Source organism: Streptomyces sp. CA-251387 (assembly GCF_050936625.1).
In the GTDB taxonomy this organism is placed as follows: domain Bacteria; phylum Actinomycetota; class Actinomycetes; order Streptomycetales; family Streptomycetaceae; genus Streptomyces.
Window position 1 is genome coordinate 4,609,027 of record NZ_JBNJMJ010000001.1, and the last position, 13,034, is coordinate 4,622,060.

The window sequence follows — 13,034 nt, forward strand, 5'->3', positions numbered from 1 at the left end:
TATTTCGTGATCAGCGCAGGAATCGTACGCGAAGGGTGAAGACACCATGGGGCAGGGGCACGGCTGGGAGGGCGCGGTCCTGAAGCTGCTGCGCGCGAAGGACTTCGTCTTCACGGTGACCGGCGCCGAGGACGTCACCCCGCACTACCGCCGGGTCCACCTCACGGACGGCGGCATGCTCGCGGCAACCGGCGTGCACCCGACCATGTGGGTCCGCCTCTGGTTCGACAACGCGGGCAAGCCGCACCAGCGCGCCTACACCCTGGTCGACCCGGACCCGACGGCCGGCACCTTCAGCCTGGAGTTCGCCCTGCACGAGGGCCGCGCGAGCGACTGGGCCCGCTCGGCGAAGCCCGGCGACACGATCGAGGCGACCATCCACGGCACGGGCTTCACCGACCCCGACCCCGCCCCCTCCCACGTCTTCGCGGTCGCCGACCCGGCCTCCCTCCCCGCCCTCAACTCCCTCCTCACCGCCCTGGACTCCACCCCCGCGACGGTGTGGTTCGAAGGCGACCAGAACGGCCTCCCCTTCCGCACCGACCCCTCCCACCACGACGTACGCACGCTCCCTAGGCGGGACGCGGGGTCCCACTTGGTGGCCGAGGTGAAGGAGGCCCTGCCGGAACTGCTGAAGGCCACGCCGGACCCGTACGTCTGGATCGCCTGCGACACGGCGACGACCCGCGCCCTGACGTCGTACGTCCGCAAGGACCTGGGCGTGCCGAAGCAGCGAGTGAACGCGCTCGGATACTGGCGGCCCTGACACGGCGTCGAGGGCCGTACGACTTTCCAGCGGCCGTACAACTATTCCCGTGACTCACGCGTCGAGTGGGACGTCCGTTGCACGAGTCGAGGAGTCCCGTTGCGCAGAGCAGTCACGGCGGCAGCCGTGCTCACCGCGTCCTTCGCCGTCACGCTCACCCCCGTGACATCGTCCGCCGCCGCCCCCTACAAGGGCGCCAACACGTCGGCCGTTCAGGACGACTTCAACGGCGACGGCTACCGCGACCTGGCCGTCGGGGCACCGGGCGCCGCCAACGGCATGGTGGAGGAGGCCGGCGCGGTCGTCGTGCTCTACGGCTCGGCGTCCTCGGTGAGCACCACCCGCCGCATGGTCATCACCCAGGCGACCACCGGGATCCCCGGCACCGCCGAGGAGTCCGACCGCTTCGGCAGGACGGTGGCAAGCGCCGACCTGGACCGGGACGGCTACGCCGACCTGCTCGTCGGTGCCCCGGGCGAGGATGTCGGTGATGCCGAGTCGCGGGGCTCGGTGACCGTGGTGTGGGGCGGTCCGAACGGGCTGACGGGCGGCGCGAACATCGCCCCTCCGACCGGGTACGGGGAGGACAGGACCTACTGCCGCTTCGGCATGTCCATCGCGGCCGGCGACATGAACGGCGACGGCGCCCCGGAGGTCGGCATCGGCTCGGGCTGCAACGTCGCGTCCTACAGCGGCCCCTTCACCCGCACCGGCCAGGCCGCCTCCCGCTATCTGGAGTGGCGGGAGAACGCCCGTGGCGTGGTGATGGGCGATGTGAACGGCGACGGCAGGGCGGAGCGCTTCTATCTGGCGGGCCCCACCGACGGTGACATCCGGGGTCCGGTAACCCTCGACCAGGGCGCCCCCGGCGCCGACGACCCCTTCGTCAACCAGGGCATCGAACTTCCGTACGCCGACGGCCACGCGGGCCAGATCGGCGACCTCAACGGCGACGGCTACGGCGACCTGGTCACCGGCATCGCGGGCGACGACTCCCACTTCAACGCGCCGACCCCGGCAGCCCACCGGGGCGGCGAGATCCAGGTCCTCTACGGCAGCGCCCAGGGCATCACCCCCGAGCAGAAGCCGAAGGTCTTCCACCAGGACACGGCCGGCGTCCCCGGCAGCGCGGAGTGGGGCGACTGGTTCGGCCAGTCCCTGAGCATCGGCGACGTCGACGCCGACGGGTACGCCGATGTCCTCGTCGGCTCCCCCGAGGAGGCCATCGGGTCGCGCGCCTCGGCGGGCACCGCCGTCCTCCTCCGCGGCTCGGCATCCGGCCTGACCACGGCCAAGGCGGCCGGATACACCCAGGACACCGCAGGCGTCCCCGGCACGGCAGAGACCGGCGACGGGTTCGGCGCGGCCGTCCACCTCGCCGACCTCAACAAGGACGGCAAGGCCGAGACGGTCGTCGGCGCCCCCACCGAGAACTCGGACGGCTGCGTCTGGGTCGCCCGCGGCTCGGCATCCGGCCCCGTCCTGAACGGCTCGGCCAACCTGTGCGGCAAGAGCTCCGGCATCACCGTACGCGGGATAAAGGGTTACTTCGGCGCCGCCCTCACCAGCCCTCACGTGGAGAACTGACGCGGGCAGGGGCATGATCGGGGTCATGGACGTCATGCTTCACCTCGCCCAGGACCCCGAGGCCGACGCACTACTCGGCCGCAGTCCGCTCGCCGCGCTGGTCGGGATGCTCCTCGACCAGCAGGTTCCGATGGAGTGGGCGTTCAAGGGCCCCCGTACGATCGCGGACCGGCTCGGCACCGACGACCTGGACGCGCACGACATCGCCGCCCAGGACCCGGAGGCGTTCTCGACCCTGCTCTCCGACAAACCCGCCGTGCACCGCTACCCGGGCTCCATGGCCAAACGGATCCAGCAGCTGTGCCAGTACCTCGTCGAGCACTACGACGGTGACGCCGAGCTCGTCTGGAAGGGCGTCGACGACGGACGGGAGCTGCTGCGCCGGCTGGAGGAACTGCCCGGCTTCGGCAAGCAGAAGGCACAGATCTTCCTCGCACTGCTGGGCAAGCAGCTGGGCGTACGGCCCAAGGGGTGGCAGGAGGCCGCGGGTTCCTACGGCGAACCGAAGTCCTTCCGCTCCGTCGCCGACATCACCGGCCCCGAGTCGCTGGCCAAGGTACGCGCCCACAAACAGGAGATGAAGGCGGCGGCGAAGGCGGCCCGCAAGTAGAAGCGCGCCACTTGGTGCCGTCGGCTTGGCGTGCCCGGCGTTGGCATAAGCCCTGCTGGGGGCATGCGGCCCCAGACCCCGCTTCGGCCCTGAAGGGGCCTCGTCCTCGAACGCCGGAGGCACCCGTCAGTCGAGTGGCCCGCCCCAAATGGCGGTCCCAGCCGGCGCGGTCCAAGCATGGACCATGAGCGAGGCACCGACCGGCTCTCCCTGGGGCCGGGACTACGACGACCGCCGGGTCCACTCAGGCCATCCACCCGGGCCAGGCATGTCCCACGAGCCCGAGCCCCCCTTCGAGGGCCCCCTGCACGCCCTGTCCCGCGCCGCCTGGCAGGTCGTCCTGCTCACCGGCGTCGCCTCCCTGGTCCTGGGCATCCTGATCCTGGTGTGGCCGGACGCCTCGCTCTTCGCCTCCGGTGTTCTCTTCGGCCTCTACCTCCTGATCAGCGGCGTCCTCCAGCTGATCGCCGCTTTCGGCACGCACAAGACGACGTCCCTGCGCGTGCTGGCCTTCATCAGCGGCTCCCTGTCGGTCCTCCTCGGCCTGTTCTGCTTCCGCCGCCCGATGCAGTCGATCCTGCTGCTCGCCCTGTGGATCGGCATCGGCTGGCTCTTCCGCGGCATCACCCAGACCCTGGCCGCCGCCTCCGACCGGTCCATGCCGGCCCGCGGCTGGCAGATCTTCCTCGGCGTCGTCACCGCCGTCGGCGGAATCGTGCTGATCGACTCCCCCATCCAGTCGGTCACCGTGCTCACACTGCTCGGCGGATGGTGGCTGGTCGCAGTCGGCGCCGTGGAGATCGTCACGGGGTTCCGGATGCGGGAACGGGCCCGCCAGGTCCCGCACGAGTTGTGATACGCGCCGCGCACCGGTACGCCGAGCGGGCGGATCTCCGGCCCGACACGATGACCGTCGTACGGCCACCGGGGAGATGACCTCCCGTGAGCACCGCGCGAAGCCTCCCACGCAGCCGTATCCGGCTGCGGATCCTCGCGCTGCTGCTCGCCTTCCTGGTGCCGGGCGCGCACGCCCAGGCGCACGCCCTCCCCACCGTGGCCGAGGTCTCCGCCGAGGTCGCCGAGCAGGACGTCCTGGACACGCTCCTGCGCCCCCCGGCCCGCACGGACCGGCGCAGCCCTGCACGATTGCGTGCCGCGCCCGCGCCCGCGCCGACGCCCGCGCCCGTCGTCCCGGCGTGCCACCCCCAGGCCGCGCCGCCGCGGCCGCCGTACATCCCGCACATCTTGCGCACTGTGGTCCTGCGCTGCTGACAGACCCCCGCAACGAGGCCAGTCAGCACGACACGAGGAGCACAGCCATGCCCACCGACCACTACGCGGTCCTGCGCGCCCTGCTGCGCGCGGAGGCCGTACGCAACGCACCGAAGCCGCAGGTGAAGCAGGAGAAGCCGCAGCAGCCCCCGAAGAAGCGGGAGCGCGGCTGACACCGGCGCGGCGGAGGCCAGACTCCCACCGGAGCCACCGCCTCCGCCGCACCCCCCCCCGAAGACCCACCGGGTGATCCCGCACCCCGGCCCCTGTCCACAGCCTGTGCATACCGCCCGCAGACCGCACCCCCAGGGCGCACCCCCTGAACAGAGCGCACCCCGCGTCCCGAGAAAGCCACCGCCCCCCCATTCGGGCGAACCGACGCTCCCGGTCTCCCGACGTCACCGCCGCCCCCGCTCCGACAGGCATTCGAATCGCCCCCGGTCCGCCACCCCGGCTTCGGTTCGGGCCCGTTGCGGCTTCCGATCGGGACACGGTTCCCTCACACGTCGCCGTTCCACCCCGGTTTGCGACACTTTTTCCGGCGCTGCACTCCGTCGCCATGGCTGCGCCCGGAACGTCTGGACCGGTAGGCTTTCCGTGTGATCTTCAAGCGCATCGGAAACGGCCGGCCGTACCCCGACCACGGCCGGGAAAGCACCCGGCAGTGGGCGGACGTCGCGCCGCGCCCGGTCCGCCTCGATCAGCTCGTGACGACCAAGGGCCAGCTCGATCTGGAAACCCTGCTCGCCGAGGACTCGACGTTCTACGGCGACCTCTTCGCGCACGTCGTGAAGTGGCAGGGCGACCTGTATCTGGAGGACGGCCTCCACCGCGCGGTGCGCGCTGCGCTGCAGCAGCGTCAGGTGCTGCACGCGAGAGTCCTGGAACTGGACTGATCCCGGGGCCGACCCCGGGCAGACCCCGGCACGTCAACGTGTTGCCCCTTTTGGGTTGGACTGAGCGGCATCGAATGATCATCTAGTAGGCATCGCCGCTCGGGCGCACTACGCTGCGCCCCATGAGCATGCTGACTCCCCCGGGCATGGGCGGCCAGTACCGAATTCGGGGGAACAAGTACCCGCGAATGCGCCGGCCCCGGCGACGCGGCAGGCTCGTCGTCATGGCCGTCGCCTCCGTCGCCGTACTCGGCATGATGGGCTGGGGCACGCTGCAGCTCATCGACGTCTTCACCGGCAACGGCAGAAAGGCTTCGGCAGTCGGCCCGAAGTCCGACTGCTCGACCGGGGCGACCCCCTCGGCCACCGCCAAGGTGCCCCTGCCGAAGCCGGGCGGGATCACGGTCAACGTCTTCAACGCCACCACCCGCAGCGGGCTCGCCAAGCAGACGGCGGACGAGCTGAAGAAGCGGGGCTTCAAGATCGGTGACGTGGGCAACGCGACCGAGAAGTTCGACAAGAAGGTCAAGGGCACCGGGCTACTGCTCGGCCCGGCGTCGTCCGAGAACACGTCGCTCCCGGTCCTCGCCACGCAGCTCGCATCCGCGGAACACCGCACCGATGCTGCGCGCAAGAACACGTCGGTCGACCTGATCCTCGGCAACGCCTTCAAGGCCCTGACGAAGAAGGCGGACGCAGACAAGGCACTGGCCGCGCTGAGCAACCCGAAACCAACGCCCAGCACATCAAAGCAGAGCTGCTGAGCAACGCCTTGAGGGGCGCGGGGCTGTATCGACATGCGGCTCCGCCGCGTGGGCGCGACCAGCCACAGCGGACCGGTAGCCGCCACACAACCGCGCCCCTACGGCGAAGAGGCGTTCTCTACTCGGCCGCGCCGTAAAGACGATCCCCGGCGTCCCCCAGCCCGGGAACGATGTACCCGTGCTCATTCAGGTGATCGTCCACCGCCGCCGTAACCACCGTCACCGGCGTCCCCGCCAGCTCCCGCTCCATCAGCTCGACACCCTCGGGCGCGGCGAGCAGCACCACGGCCGTGACATCGTCGGCGCCCCGCTTGATGAGCTCCTGGATCGCCGCGACCAGCGTCCCGCCCGTCGCGAGCATCGGGTCCAGGACGTACACCTGGCGGCCGGAGAGGTCCTCCGGCATGCGCGTGGCGTACGTGGAGGCCTCGAGCGTCTCCTCGTTGCGGATCATGCCCAGGAAGCCCACCTCGGCGGTCGGCAGCAGCCGGACCATGCCGTCGAGCATGCCGAGGCCGGCGCGCAGGATCGGGACGACCAGCGGGCGGGGACGGGACAGTTTGACGCCGGTGGTGCGGGCGACCGGAGTCTCGATGTCGATCGCCTCCGTGCGCACGTCCCGCGTGGCCTCGTAGGCGAGCAGGGTGACCAGTTCGTCGGCGAGCCGGCGGAAGGTCGCGGAGTCGGTGCGCTGGTCGCGCAGCGTGGTGAGCTTGTGGGCGACCAGGGGGTGGTCGACGACGTGGAGACGCATGTCCACAACAGTAACCGGGCCGGGGGCGCCCGGCGTCCCCACGCGCAGCAAGCCCAAGGCCAACGCATCACCCATGCATCCGAGGCCACGGCATCACCCGAGCGCTGGCATCAAACCGCCCATCGGAGGGAAAGTGGGAGGGACGTACCGGGGGTGGTGAGCCTATGCCTGAACCTGAGTCCCCAGCAGATCCCACCGCAGGTCCCCCGCGGGACACGCGGGACGCGCAGGAGGAGACCGACGCCGCGCGCCGCCGTCGCCGCGCCCAGTTCCTGCGGGAGCTCGCCGAGGCCCGCGAACTCCGGGACCGCGTCCAGCCGCGCCGCGCCAAGGCGGCCCGCCTGCGGCACGCGATGCGCATGCGAACGTTCCGCTGGTAGAGCGAGCCGCGAAGGAAGATCCGCGGCTCTCGGGGGCACCTGAGCGGTGGGCGTGCGTGGACGCCTGGAAAGCCGCGTACGATCCGCACGTGGCGGCAACGAGTGTGCTGGAGTCCTTCACGGACGTGCTCGCGGAACTCCGCGGGCCAACGCGATCAAAACTGCCGGACACAGGGAGCCGAAGACGTCCCCTGAACGCCTTGTTTCTGCCACGATTCCGAGTGGGTGGGCCTCGGACCCCGAGCCTCCCCGCCCGCAACCTCCGCCGGGGGGAAGCCCAACCGGCACGCCTATGACCAGTGGGAGAGTCACGGTGTACTTCGCCGCACTGCTCGCGCGCACCGAAGACGGGTGGGAAGCGAGCGACACAGAGCTCGACGATGTGGAGACCCTGTCGGATCTGGCCGACCTGGCCCGGGAAGCCTCTACCGACGAGGACACGGTGCTCGTGCTCATCGAGCAGGAGGACGCCTGGTTCGGCGTCGTCCGCGTCGACGGCGAGGACGACCCTCGTATCTACGTCTCGGACGCCGCCGCAGCCGCCCGCAGCAGCTACGGCGAGATCCTGCTCACCGACGAACTGCTCGGCCGGGAGCCCGGCGACGACGGCCCCGACCTGGACGCCCTCGACCTCGACGGCACGGAGGAGCCGGACGGCGACTCCGACGACGAGGACGGCGGCACCGCCGAGGCGGTCCCGCAAGGCCCCGTCGGCGACAGCGAGATCCTCGACGACCTCGGTGTCAGCGAGAAGGAGCTGAAGGCCCTGGACGCCGACGACGCGCTGAACGCGATCGCCGAGGCGCTCGGTGCCTCGGAGGTGCTGGAGACCGTCCGCTGACCTCGTTCGAGAGGGGGTCGGCGCCCGACGAGGTGCCCGAGGTGCCCGACCCCGTACGCGATCGCTGGCGGGCCGCGATGCGGCTCGCCCTGGACGAGGCCGAACTGGCCGTCCGGGGCGGGGACGTCCCCGTCGGCGCCGTCGTGCTGTCCGCGGACGGGACGACCGTGCTCGGTGTCGGCCACAACGAGCGCGAGGCGACCGGTGATCCGACCGCCCACGCGGAGGTGCTGGCGATCCGCCGGGCCGCGGCGAAGGTCGGCGAGTGGCGGCTGTCCGGCTGCACGCTCGTCGTCACACTGGAGCCCTGCACCATGTGCGCGGGCGCCATCGTGCAGTCCCGCGTGGACCGGGTCGTCTACGGCGCCCGCGACGACAAGGCCGGCGCGGCGGGCTCCCTCTGGGACGTCGTACGCGACCGGCGGCTCAACCATCGCCCCGAGGTGATCGAGGGCGTGCTCGCCCAGGAATGCGCCCGTCTCCTCACGGCCTTCTTCCGGGCTCGGTGACGGGCCCCGAATACCGATTTCGGAGCAGGCCCCACCGTGCTGTAAGGTCTCCCTCGGTAGCGTGTCCGAGCGGCCGAAGGAGCTCGCCTCGAAAGCGAGTGTGGCGCAAGTCACCGAGGGTTCAAATCCCTCCGCTACCGCTCTCCCGAAGGGCCCCGTCGAAAGACGGGGCCCTTCGTGCGATCATGTGCGGTCGTTGGGACGAGAGTGACTGGGGAGGCCGCGATGGCGGTGAATTCGAAGAAGGCCGCCGTCTATGTGCTCGTGGTCTTCGTGCTCTACGTGATCATCACGGACCCGGCCAAGGCCGCCGACTACGTCCAGATAGGCTTCGAGGGCATATCGGACGCCGCCAAGGCCATCGGCGAGTTCTTCACCTGGCTCGCCGACGGGGCCGAGTAGGCCGTACCTCCTGGGAGTGCCCATGATCCGCCACCTCGTCCTCTTCAAGCTCAACGAGGGCGTCGAGCGCGACGACCCACGGGTCGTGGAGGGCGTCGAGGCCTTCCGCTCGCTGGAGGGCAAGATCCCGGAGATCCGGCACTGGGAGCTGGGCTGGAACATCAGCGACCGCCCCATCGCGTACGACTTCGCGATCAACTCCGCCTTCGACGACACGGCCGCCCTGCGCGCGTACGTGGAGCACCCCGAACACCAGGCGGGCGTCACCCTGTGGCGGGAGTTCGCCACCTGGGTGATCGCCGACTACGAATACTGAGCCGCAGCACCGCCCGATCCGCCCAGATCGTCCCGGGCCTCCCTGGATCCCCCCGCAGCCCTCCGCCGTAACGGCGGGGGGCTTTCGCGTGTCTTGCGCACCGATTCATCCCCAACACGGAATTATGCGGTGCTTGAACACAATGAACTGTCTTGTGATGCTATGACCGCTTTTGACCGATGAGTTGATGGATCACGAGGTGGAGTTGACCGTGCCGGCCAGTACTGCGCCTCAAGCCCCGACCCCCCAAGCCACCACCCCGCAAACACCCGGTCAGGAGGACCCTCCCGTATCCGCGCCGCCCCGCAGTCGTGGTGCCGACACCCGTGCGCTCACCCAGGTGCTCTTCGGCGAGCTCAAGCAGCTGAAGCCGGGCACGCCGGAGCACAACCGCGTGCGCGGGGCGCTCATCGAGGCGAACCTCCCGCTCGTGCGCTATGCGGCCGCCCGTTTTCGCTCCCGCAACGAGCCGATGGAGGACGTGATCCAGGTCGGCACCATCGGGCTCATCAACGCCATCGACCGCTTCGACCCCGACCGGGGCGTGCAGTTCCCGACGTTCGCGATGCCGACGGTGGTCGGCGAGATCAAGCGGTACTTCCGCGACAACGTCCGCACGGTCCACGTACCGCGCCGGCTGCACGAGCTGTGGGTCCAGGTCAACAGCGCGACCGAGGACCTGACCACCGCCTTCGGGCGGACCCCGACGACCGCCGAGATCGCCGAGCGGCTGCGCATCACCGAGGACGAGGTGCTGTCCTGCATCGAGGCGGGGCGGTCGTACCACGCCACCTCGCTGGAGGCCGCGCAGGAGGGCGACGGGCTGCCCGGACTGCTGGACCGGCTCGGCTACGAGGACCCCGCCCTGGACGGCGTGGAGCACCGGGACCTCGTCCGGCACCTGCTGGTGCAGCTCCCCGAACGCGAACAGAGAATCCTTCTCCTGCGCTACTACAGCAACCTCACCCAGTCGCAAATCAGTGCGGAACTCGGGGTCTCCCAGATGCACGTTTCGAGGCTACTCGCGCGTAGCTTCCAGCGGCTGCGTTCGGCGAACCGGATCGACGCGTAACCGCAAACAGGATCGACCGGTAACCGTCGCGAGCGAATCGCTCACCAGGGCGGATCCCGACAGTTCTGCGTTGAAAGACTGTCAGACCCCCTTTATCCAGGGCGGATTCGAGTCTCACATGTCGACATGTCACTACAGCGTGTTGCCGACATGTGACATTCTTCGGGAAGCGCGTTTGCCGTGGCTTCGGCTCCGGTATTCAGGTGAAGGCTGGCGTTCCTCGATCGGAGCGTTCGCCGCGACCGTCCCGCGACCCAAAGGGGGTGGCATGTCCGCAGACCAGGGCAGCTCGAAGGTGCTCACGCTCACGAAGAGCGAGTCCGCGCCCGACGCCGCGCTCGACGACGTTTCGGCCCTTGAGGCCATCCCGGCCCCGGCCCTGCCGGCCGCTGACGTCCCGGCTCTGCCGGCTTCGGCGAACATCGACACCCGCACCCTGTCCCGCTCCCTGTTCCTGCGGCTCGCCGCCCTGGACGAGAACAGCCCCGAGCGTGCCTACGTCCGGGACACCCTGATCGAGCTCAACCTCCCGCTCGTGCGCTACGCGGCCGCCCGGTTCCGCTCGCGCAACGAGCCGATGGAGGACATCGTCCAGGTCGGCACCATCGGCCTGATCAAGGCGATCGACCGCTTCGACTGCGAACGGGGCGTGGAGTTCCCGACGTTCGCGATGCCGACGGTCGTGGGCGAGATCAAGCGGTTCTTCCGCGACACGTCCTGGTCGGTGCGCGTCCCGCGCCGGCTCCAGGAGCTGCGCCTGGCGCTCACCAAGGCCAGCGACGAGCTCTCCCAGAAGCTGGACCGCTCCCCGACGGTGACCGAACTCGCCACCGTGCTGGGCGTGTCCGAGGAGGACGTCGTCGACGGCCTCGCGGTCGGCAACGCGTACACGGCCTCCTCGCTGGACTCCCCGGCCCCGGAGGACGACGGCGGCGAGGGCTCCCTGGCCGACCGGCTCGGCTACGAGGACAGCGCGCTGGAGGGCGTCGAGTACCGCGAGTCCCTCAAGCCGCTGCTGGCCAAACTCCCGCCCCGCGAGCGGCGGATCATCATGCTGCGCTTCTTCGCCAACATGACCCAGTCGCAGATCGGCGAGGAGGTCGGCATCTCCCAGATGCACGTCTCCCGGCTGCTCACCCGGACCCTGGCGCAGCTGCGGGAAGGCCTCATCTCCGACTGACCCCTTCCGGACCCTTCATAATTGACGGAGCGTCAGCCACCATGGCCGGATGCTTCGCTCACCATGGACGACATGGACACATGGCCGTCGGTGCGCCCTGTTCGGCGCGTCGGCGGCCGTCGTCTGCCTGGGCGGGGTGCTGGCCGCGTGCGGGGGCGGCGGGGATGGTGACGGGTACGTCGCGACCGGAGCGGCGGGCGGGCCACCGCGGGTCTCCGATACGGCGGCCCTGCCGACGGGCGAGGTGACGCTGGTGCCGCTCGACGGGCCGACGAGCGGTGCCGACAGCGTGGGCGACAAGGCTCGCGGCGCCGATAACTCCCCCGGGCAGAGCGGGAGTCAGGTGACGGTGACACCTTCTCCAGCGGGAACAGAGCCCTCCGCCCAACCACCGGGTGGCGACCCCGAACCCGCGGCCACGCCGACCGACTCCGCAGCCCCGCCCGGCAGTTCACCCACGCCCTCGGCGCCCGCGCCACCCGACGCGCCCGCAAAGCTCAGCGTGAGCGACCCGGCACGGAACCCCACCGACCAGCGCTGGTGCGAGAAAGTGACGCTCGACTTCCACAACTCCGGCGGCACAGCCGTACGTTCGGGCACCGTCACCTTCGGCACCCACATCATCGGCGCGCTCGGCATCGACTGGGCGACGGTCGAGTCGACGGAGGAGCTCCCGGCGCCGATCGGGGCCGGGGCGCGCAAGGAGAAGACCTGGACGGTGTGCGTCGACGCCTGGCGCGTGCCGCTGGGCATGCACATCGAGACGCGGGACGTCACCGTCCGGTGGGAGTAGGGGCCGTAGGGCTTACATGAACGCCAGGTAGGCCACCGCCGCCACGATCGCCACCGCGGCGATCACGCCGACGATGAGACCGACGCGGGGACCCGATGACGCCTGCTGACGACCGCCCTGCGGGCCCTCGTCGACGAAGGCGCGGAACATCTGGGTGCTGCCTGCGGGGTCGTGGTTGCCCTGGGGGCCGTGGGTGTTAGCCATGGCCTGAGACCCTAGCGAATCCGCCCGTTCGGCCCAAGTGGGGGCTCCGCCCCTGCACAGGGGGCCGCAGGACCCACTCCACCTGCACATTTACGGTCGCAATACTTGCCTTTGCCAAGTTTTTGCGGCGCTTACATCCCTGTTTATTTGCCTGTAGCAACCAAACAGGCCTATGGTTGCCCTAAGCAACAAATACCGGAGGTGTGATGGCCGAGCAGGCGCAGTACGAGGAACTGGTCCGCCAGTTCAGCGCCTTCGGCGCCGTGAAGCGGGAGATGGGACGGACTCTGCCGTCCGACTGCCCCGCCGGTTCCGCCGCCGTACTGACGTTGCTGTCCCGCCATGGACAGATGCGCATGAGCAGGCTCGCCGAGCTGCTCGCCGTGGACATGTCGGTCACCAGCCGCCATGTCGCCCACGTCGCCGAGCGCGGCTGGATCGAGCGCTCTCCCGACCCGGCGGACAAACGCAGCCGCATCCTGCACCTCACCCCGGCCGGTGAGGAGCGGGTCCGGGAGATGTCCCGGCGGACCACACACCTGCTCGCCGAGCGGCTGAGCGACTGGACCGACGACGAGGTCGCCCAGCTCACCCGGCTCATGGCCCGGTTGAGGGCCAGCTTCGACGACTGCCGTACACCCGCGATCACCCAGTAACGGCCGCTGAGCCACAGAGCCAGACAGCCAGA

General features: G+C 70.2%; 19 protein-coding genes and 1 tRNA gene. 18 read left to right on the plus strand and 2 right to left on the minus strand.

Annotated elements, in window-relative coordinates; all coding sequences use genetic code 11:
• The first annotated feature begins 46 nt into the window (after positions 1-46).
• The 8 genes from ACQEV2_RS20535 (at position 47) to ACQEV2_RS20570 (ending at position 5,895) form a co-directional block, all read left to right on the plus strand.
• Positions 47-766 carry a siderophore-interacting protein gene (locus tag ACQEV2_RS20535; RefSeq protein ID WP_433043313.1) on the plus strand — a complete coding sequence of 240 codons (720 nt, stop codon included), beginning with the start codon at positions 47-49 and terminating at the stop codon, positions 764-766.
• A gap of 99 nt (positions 767-865) precedes the next feature.
• Entirely contained in the window at positions 866-2,353 is a 1,488-nt protein-coding gene (locus tag ACQEV2_RS20540) for an FG-GAP-like repeat-containing protein (RefSeq protein ID WP_433043316.1), read from the plus strand.
• Positions 2,354-2,378: 25 nt separating this feature from the next.
• Positions 2,379-2,963, plus strand: a complete 585-nt coding sequence (locus ACQEV2_RS20545; RefSeq protein ID WP_433043319.1) for an HhH-GPD-type base excision DNA repair protein — start codon at positions 2,379-2,381, stop codon at positions 2,961-2,963.
• A gap of 184 nt (positions 2,964-3,147) precedes the next feature.
• A complete protein-coding gene (locus tag ACQEV2_RS20550; protein WP_433043322.1) occupies positions 3,148-3,819 on the plus strand; it encodes an HdeD family acid-resistance protein in 672 nt (223 codons plus the stop codon).
• An 86-nt stretch (positions 3,820-3,905) separates the two neighbouring features.
• Positions 3,906-4,235, plus strand: a complete 330-nt coding sequence (locus ACQEV2_RS20555) for a hypothetical protein (protein ID WP_433043325.1) — start codon at positions 3,906-3,908, stop codon at positions 4,233-4,235.
• 47 nt (positions 4,236-4,282) lie between these two features.
• On the plus strand, positions 4,283-4,408 hold the full coding sequence (locus ACQEV2_RS20560) for a hypothetical protein (protein WP_433043328.1): 126 nt from the start codon (positions 4,283-4,285) through the stop codon (positions 4,406-4,408).
• 426 nt (positions 4,409-4,834) lie between these two features.
• Positions 4,835-5,131, plus strand: coding sequence for a type II toxin-antitoxin system VapB family antitoxin (locus ACQEV2_RS20565; protein ID WP_003999914.1), 297 nt, complete (start codon positions 4,835-4,837; stop codon positions 5,129-5,131).
• A 146-nt stretch (positions 5,132-5,277) separates the two neighbouring features.
• On the plus strand, positions 5,278-5,895 hold the full coding sequence (locus ACQEV2_RS20570; RefSeq protein ID WP_433054616.1) for a LytR C-terminal domain-containing protein: 618 nt from the start codon (positions 5,278-5,280) through the stop codon (positions 5,893-5,895).
• Positions 5,896-6,013: 118 nt separating this feature from the next.
• Here the strand turns inward: ACQEV2_RS20570 and upp are convergent, their stop codons facing one another.
• Positions 6,014-6,649: a uracil phosphoribosyltransferase gene (gene upp, locus ACQEV2_RS20575; protein WP_398812124.1), complete on the minus strand. Its 636-nt coding sequence runs from the start codon at positions 6,647-6,649 to the stop codon at positions 6,014-6,016.
• 164 nt (positions 6,650-6,813) lie between these two features.
• Between upp and ACQEV2_RS20580 the strand changes: the two genes are divergently transcribed.
• The 9 genes from ACQEV2_RS20580 (at position 6,814) to ACQEV2_RS20620 (ending at position 12,142) form a co-directional block, all read left to right on the plus strand.
• Complete coding sequence (locus ACQEV2_RS20580; RefSeq protein WP_433043331.1) at positions 6,814-7,029, plus strand: hypothetical protein; 216 nt, start codon at positions 6,814-6,816, stop codon at positions 7,027-7,029.
• 313 nt (positions 7,030-7,342) lie between these two features.
• Positions 7,343-7,870: a hypothetical protein gene (locus ACQEV2_RS20585; protein WP_433054619.1), complete on the plus strand. Its 528-nt coding sequence runs from the start codon at positions 7,343-7,345 to the stop codon at positions 7,868-7,870.
• 77 nt (positions 7,871-7,947) lie between these two features.
• A complete protein-coding gene (gene tadA, locus ACQEV2_RS20590) occupies positions 7,948-8,379 on the plus strand; it encodes a tRNA adenosine(34) deaminase TadA (protein WP_433054622.1) in 432 nt (143 codons plus the stop codon).
• Between the two features lie 55 nt (positions 8,380-8,434).
• Positions 8,435-8,519: transfer RNA gene (locus tag ACQEV2_RS20595), tRNA-Ser, on the plus strand.
• 85 nt (positions 8,520-8,604) lie between these two features.
• Positions 8,605-8,781 (plus strand): hypothetical protein, encoded by a 177-nt coding sequence (locus tag ACQEV2_RS20600; protein ID WP_433043334.1) that lies wholly within the window; start codon positions 8,605-8,607, stop codon positions 8,779-8,781.
• A gap of 22 nt (positions 8,782-8,803) precedes the next feature.
• Positions 8,804-9,097, plus strand: a complete 294-nt coding sequence (locus ACQEV2_RS20605; RefSeq protein ID WP_433043337.1) for a Dabb family protein — start codon at positions 8,804-8,806, stop codon at positions 9,095-9,097.
• Positions 9,098-9,284: 187 nt separating this feature from the next.
• Positions 9,285-10,169: an RNA polymerase sigma factor SigF gene (locus ACQEV2_RS20610; protein ID WP_433043340.1), complete on the plus strand. Its 885-nt coding sequence runs from the start codon at positions 9,285-9,287 to the stop codon at positions 10,167-10,169.
• 268 nt (positions 10,170-10,437) lie between these two features.
• On the plus strand, positions 10,438-11,349 hold the full coding sequence (locus ACQEV2_RS20615) for an RNA polymerase sigma factor SigF (RefSeq protein WP_433043343.1): 912 nt from the start codon (positions 10,438-10,440) through the stop codon (positions 11,347-11,349).
• A 49-nt stretch (positions 11,350-11,398) separates the two neighbouring features.
• The gene (locus tag ACQEV2_RS20620) at positions 11,399-12,142 is read left to right on the plus strand and encodes a hypothetical protein (protein ID WP_433043346.1); all 744 of its coding nucleotides are present in this window, start codon (positions 11,399-11,401) and stop codon (positions 12,140-12,142) included.
• 12 nt (positions 12,143-12,154) lie between these two features.
• On the opposite strand, the gene ACQEV2_RS20625 is transcribed toward ACQEV2_RS20620, so the two are convergent.
• Entirely contained in the window at positions 12,155-12,346 is a 192-nt protein-coding gene (locus ACQEV2_RS20625) for a hypothetical protein (protein WP_433043349.1), read from the minus strand.
• Between the two features lie 206 nt (positions 12,347-12,552).
• On the opposite strand from ACQEV2_RS20625, the gene ACQEV2_RS20630 reads away from it, so the two are divergent.
• The gene (locus ACQEV2_RS20630; protein WP_433043352.1) at positions 12,553-13,002 is read left to right on the plus strand and encodes a MarR family winged helix-turn-helix transcriptional regulator; all 450 of its coding nucleotides are present in this window, start codon (positions 12,553-12,555) and stop codon (positions 13,000-13,002) included.
• The last annotated feature ends 32 nt before the right edge of the window (positions 13,003-13,034 follow it).